This is a genomic window from Methyloglobulus morosus KoM1, assembly GCF_000496735.2.
GTDB classification, from domain to species: Bacteria; Pseudomonadota; Gammaproteobacteria; order Methylococcales; family Methylomonadaceae; genus Methyloglobulus; species Methyloglobulus morosus.
In genome coordinates this window covers 1-5,716 of sequence record NZ_AYLO01000164.1, presented here as the reverse complement: position 1 = coordinate 5,716, position 5,716 = coordinate 1, and the positions used below count along the sequence as shown (strand labels likewise).

At 50.4% G+C, this 5,716-nt stretch carries 4 protein-coding genes; 1 reads left to right on the top strand and 3 read right to left on the bottom strand.

Going from position 1 to position 5,716, the window contains the following annotated elements; all coding sequences use genetic code 11:
- Nucleotides 1-205: 205 nt before the first annotated feature.
- Nucleotides 206-766 carry a hypothetical protein gene (locus MGMO_RS18225; RefSeq protein WP_023496566.1) on the top strand — a complete coding sequence of 187 codons (561 nt, stop codon included), beginning with the start codon at nt 206-208 and terminating at the stop codon, nt 764-766.
- Nucleotides 767-885: 119 nt separating this feature from the next.
- On the opposite strand, the gene MGMO_RS18220 is transcribed toward MGMO_RS18225, so the two are convergent.
- The 3 genes from MGMO_RS18220 to MGMO_RS19790 all read right to left on the bottom strand — a co-directional run bounded on the left by MGMO_RS18220 (nt 886) and on the right by MGMO_RS19790 (nt 5,098).
- On the bottom strand, nt 886-2,601 hold the full coding sequence (locus MGMO_RS18220) for a glycosyltransferase (RefSeq protein WP_023496565.1): 1,716 nt from the start codon (nt 2,599-2,601) through the stop codon (nt 886-888).
- A 281-nt stretch (nt 2,602-2,882) separates the two neighbouring features.
- A complete protein-coding gene (locus tag MGMO_RS18215) occupies nt 2,883-3,410 on the bottom strand; it encodes a phage tail protein (RefSeq protein WP_023496564.1) in 528 nt (175 codons plus the stop codon).
- Between the two features lie 182 nt (nt 3,411-3,592).
- Nucleotides 3,593-5,098 (bottom strand): DNRLRE domain-containing protein, encoded by a 1,506-nt coding sequence (locus MGMO_RS19790; RefSeq protein WP_023496563.1) that lies wholly within the window; start codon nt 5,096-5,098, stop codon nt 3,593-3,595.
- Between the last annotated feature and the right edge of the window lie 618 nt (nt 5,099-5,716).

Below are 5,716 nucleotides of genomic sequence, written 5' to 3'. Positions count from 1 at the left end.
CCGTATTATAGATTCGGCCTTTTAATGCCTGAACCGTTCGTGCTGAGCCCTTCGACTAAGCTCAGGAGAGCCTTGTCGAAGCACATACCGCCTTTCGACAGGCGAACGAAAACTTAATACTTCACAAGGCCGAATCTATAATCGCACAAACTTGTACAATTAGAAACTTAACCTAACATTAAAAGCTTTAAAGAGGGGAAACCGTATGATAAAGCAACTTTTTGTATTGGTCGGGATTGCTGTTATTGCATCATTGCCCTGTTTAGCCAAAACCGTACCCAGCGACGGCTTAAAAGTGGTTATTATCCGGCACGGGGAGAAACCGGAAACGGGGGACAACCTGTCATGTCAGGGGGAAAACCGGGCCCTACAAATCCCGGAGGTCATCAAGCAGAAATACGGTATCCCTAACTTTTCTTATGTGCCTACACTGAGTTTGGGTAGTTCGACAAGTCACGCCAGGATGTTCCAGACGATTACCCCATTTGCCATTAAATATAATTTGACGGTCAATAGCTCATACGGTGAAAAGGATACGTCCAAAGCCGCTGCTGATGTCATGAAAAAAACCGGTATGGTGCTAATGGTATGGGAGCACAGTAATATCCAGGCGCTTGCCACAAGTTTAGGGGCAAAAAATGCGCCGCCCTGGCCCAGTGGTGATGATTTCGATAGCATCTGGGTCGTCACTTACCAGAAAGGTGTAGCCACGCTTACTACTACAGATAGTGAAGGGATTACGCCGTCACCGGACTGCAGTTTTTAAAGCCAACCAAGGGTGGCTATACCGTCTTTGGTGTAAACCATTTCAGATGGCGCTCATCAAGTTTGATGGTGCAAAGGCTTAAACCCAACTCGTGCAGTGGGTTGAGAGCCTTTGCGATTTTAGCTGGAAAATTGAATGGCTATTTGAAAGCCGTCTTGCAACTCGCGCTTCGGCTCTCTAATCGGTTTGACGGGGGACAATTCCACAATCATTTCTTGGACGACATTGCGTTGTGCTTGGGCTTTGGCAATGATTTCCGGCGCAGACAAATGGGCGTTTCCTTCCCGGTTGACCACGTAAGTTAACTTATCGACCCGCCAATCCCCCCGGTAACCGTAATCGGCCCGCCAATAAAAAGGCTGGGAAAAATAACCGAAGCTATTGGCATAATAAGCGCGGACATGGGTCGGATCTTCCCAGGCATCATCACTGCCGCCATGCGGTATCCGGATGGTCATCAGGGCATTGGGTTTGGCAATCCGCCACAGTTCCTGCATTAAAGGCAATGTGTTGTGTATATGTTCCAGCACATGCGACAGTAAAAACTCACCGATGGAATTGTCCTCAAAAGGCAAAGGCTGCGTTGCACAGGCTTCAAGGTCGGCGACGACATCAACGCCGGGCAATGCCATCGAATCCAGGTTGATCCATCCGGGCAAATTATTTCGTCCGCAGCCCAAGTTAATACGTTTTTCCGCGTCATTTCGTAGCCTTACGGCACTCTCGGTAAGGATCGTTTCCCCGCCGACGGCATCCAAGCTGAATTTCAGGTTTTGGGTGACCAGCCCAACTAGGTTTTCCGGCAATAAACCGTGATCTAACAAGTGCTTGTTTAGGGTTATTGCCTCGTTATGTTTGCCTAGGTAATAACAACAAACGGCACAATTAAGCGGGGTTAGATGGCGGTATATGTCGATTTCAACAAACAAGCGGTCGCTAGTGGGCATTGTGAGGGTGAGCGCCTTGGAGAAATACGAATAAGCTGTCGAATATTGGCCGTTTTGCTGGTAATGCATGGCAATATGAAAGAGCGGCTCTGCACGGTCCGGTTTGTATTCACAAGCGGCCAGGAAGCTGTGCAATACGATCTCCCATGCAAGGCCCAGTCGCCCTTGCAACACGGCAACCTGATGCAGCGAGAACCAGATTTCTTCTTCCCAGCCGCCCATTTCAAGGCGACGTTGATAGTTCTTGAGGGCCAAGCTGTTCTCTCCCGCATCACGGTAGCTTTGTGCAAGGTAGAACACATAGCGGGAATTATCAGGCTCGTCGATTAACCCTTGCTCGAGTAAGGCGGCATCTTTGCGATACGTATTTGGGTCGCGCGCCCTGGCGCCGTCGTGATGGGGCAAGATACGCAGGCCCGGTAAAAAGGCTTCAGTTACATTTTCAGGGCAGGACAAATACTCATGGAGAACGCCGACATACCGCCAGGGCAGGGCGTTTCGGATCAGTTGCCGACGACGATAAGCATGACCCGCATAGTGGATCTCAAGGCAATAGGCATCCGCCGTCAACACAGGCAATTCAAAGCCCTGGACGATCTCCAGGGTATCATCGGCATCCATGATAAGCAGGTAATCGCCTTTGCCACGCGCAAGTTCCAGGGCTTCCGTGCGGTTATGGGCAAAATTGACCCAGGGGCATTCAACGATTTCACCCGGCACATCATGGAGGATTTCACGAATAACCGCTTGGGTGCCGTCGGTTGAGCCGGTATCGACAATCAACCAGCTATCGATCAACGGCCTTACGGAAGCCAGGCATCGGTGGATAATGTGCGCTTCATCCTTGACGATCATATTCAGGCACACCGCCTGGCCGTGTTTATTCATAGTCCGCACTGCTTAAAAAAACGTCGTTGAGGGATGGCTGCCTTTAAAAAGCCGAACACGATTATTAATTGAAGGAATCCCTGGATAAGTTGATTCCATTCATGGTTCGACGAGCTCACCACGAACGGAATCAACACCTTACCGTTCGTCCTGAGCCTGTCGAAGGAAGCCTGTCTTCATAAGGCCGAACCCATCATAAACCCAGGTCGATGTTTGCGGCCTACATTCGGCCCAATATGACCGACAACTTTAGCGAGGGGTCAAATTTCAGCCGCAAACCATTAGCTTCTTGATGGGAAAATGCCTTGTAGGCAAATAATGAAGTTAACAGCCAGGAATGGTTGGATATTGGTATGGGGTTGGTTGCCGCCAGTGGGGGATATTGCTGCCGCTGACATTGCCGCATTAGGGGTCGTGCTGTACCCAGGGTACTGGGTACGTGCACCATCATTGACCGTAGCAGAAACATTGCCGCTGGGCGATAGTTGGTCGCCATTGCCGGAGTTGGCCATTAAGGAATGATTATGGGCAGGAATTTGGGGCAGCGTTAGCGTAACGGCTTCCGCCCCGCCTTGCTCGCCCAATACATACGGAGTCAAACCGGCCCCGTTACCCGCGTGGAGTGCAACCCGCCCTTGCAGGTCGGGCAGCGCGAAGTTGGTGGTCCCGTTGCCGCCGTAAGTCGTGCCGATAATCGAGAACAGTGCCGTATTTTGCGCTATAGACAGCAACTGTCCATTGCAGAATGCCCAATTGGTAGGTGCAAAATTGCCGGCGAACATGATAATTTGACCAATATAACCTTCCATATAGCTATCCTCTTAAGTTGTTTTTGGGATACCGCCGTTCAACGCAAACCGGGCGAAGGCGGTGTATCCGCCCGGTTTGTTTAAAGAATTAATAGCGAACAAATTAGTTAAGGCGAGTTGATTTAATAGGTATGTTTGAATTTATTAACTGTGCTGTCTAATCTCTTTGTATTTGTTAATAATTATTGGCATTTTGTCCCCGTTCCCACTCGAATAAGTGGTGTACTATTGTCTTGAATAAAGTGCAAACTGACAATATCTCCTACCGCAACCGAAACCGGGGTGTTATCGCTGCAAGTGAAGGATGTGCCAGCGGATGTGGCGGAAAGTGAACACGATAGCCCTGTATCAACTGAGTTCTTGGCCAGTGTTACGGTGATATTGTCGGTACCTGCCCCCGAAAGATAACGCGCAGTAACCTGCAACGTATCAAAGGTGCAAGCGACAGACATGGCTAGTCCGTTCCATTCCGGATTATTACCAGTTTGCGTTGAGTCTCCATTGATACTCATGTACCAAGGCGAAATAATTGGAGTGATAGTCGCAGACCCAAATACCCATGACCCGTTGGCACCCGTCGCGCCTGTAGCTCCCGTCGTGCCTGTAGCACCCGTCGCCCCCGTTGCGCCCGTAGGACCTGTCGCCCCCGTAGAACCTGTAGCGCCCGTAGGACCTGTGACGCCCTGTATTCCCTGTATCCCTTGTGTTCCCTGCGCCCCCGTTGCGCCAGTCGATCCTGTTGGCCCGGTAGCACCCGTTGCCCCACCTTGGGCCAACAGGCTCCAGAATGCCGGACTGAGGTCGGGCTGGTTGTTGAGGTTGCTGTTCTGCAACGAGATATAAGTGCTGCCTGACAAGGTGGTCGAATCATTGGTTTGGTAAGTTGTGGCGCCAGACCAAGCTCCCTGGAATGCCAGTCCTGTAGCGCCCGTAGCACCCGTGGGGCCTGTCCCACCAGTCACTCCGGTAGCCCCTGTAACACCCGTCGCGCCGGTTGCACCCGCTGACCCAGGCGTTCCAGGTAGGCCGATGGGGCCCACAGAGCCGGCAGCACCGGTTGCGCCCGTCGCACCCGCAGCGCCCCTGCCAAGCAATACCACGTCCAATAGGGCGGCATGGCTGGTGGCGGTGCTTTCCTTGCTGTCGATATGGGCATCCAACGCACCGTCGCTAATCAAGGCAATCCCAAAGTTCGTTGTGGAAGGCAAGGGCAGCCAGCTTTTGAAAATGTCGGTCACGTCAATTTGTACCCAATTCTTCGTAAACCCTTTAACGATAACAAAAGAGAGTGCTGGGCCAAGATCCATAGTCGGCAAGCTCCCCCCCTGTGGAACTGTCCCTTCCGACCAATCTTGGGTGACCCGCCTGACTGTCAAATTCCCTGCCCTTTTGATGTTGGGCATAAAAACCTTCAATGTCGCCTTTTCAACATCCGTGGCGACCACGCCAGTCGGCAATGAGCTGTTTAAGCTAAACCTGAGGAAACCTGTATTGCTACCGTTCACTTTTAGGATAGGGTCAGAACCGTGCGTAACAGCAAGCGCATTATGCCTCGTCACATAGCTGTCGGCTTGTAGCGTCATGTTCTCGCCCAGGGCTGCAATAGGGATGCCCAGCAAGGCGGTGATGGCGCTCACCAGCGCTATCGGTTTGATGTGATGTGAATGACTTTGGGTAGGATTTTTCATGGCTATGGGTAATTATGGGTTGAGATTGAATGTGATGTTCTGTCGTACTTTCAGGGTATGGGCAAATTTGCTTTAACGGAGGCATTTTCAGCTATCCCAATGCTTCTGCTTTATGACACTGAAACGAATTTATCCGCTAACCTACCCCGTGTTCATTTTTTATCAACTGTCTACCTATCTAGCTATTAAAGTCAGGGTGGCGAATATTGGGATACATAGGCCCACCCGGCAAGCATTAACCTAAATTCTATCGAAAGTTAAAAATAGCATTTTTTTGAAGTTTTGTCGCAAATTACGATAAATTTTTTAAAAACAATGCGGCAGATAAAAAAAATGTCGACATAATTTCTTAGATTTGGCTTTTCAGCATCGTGTGCCGGACGGCATACAATGCCCAAACCAGAGGATTTATGCCAAACGACCTGTCGAATTTTGCGTAAAAGGGTGGCAAAAATGAAGCGGTTGGGTTAAAAGCTCAATGCTTTTTGTCTGTCTTAGTATTATTGATTCGGTCTTGTGAAGCATTAAGTTTCCGTTCGCCTTGAGCCTGTCGAAAGGCGGTGTGTGCTTCGACAAGGCTCTCCTGAGCTTAGTCGAAGGGCTCAGCACGAACGGTTC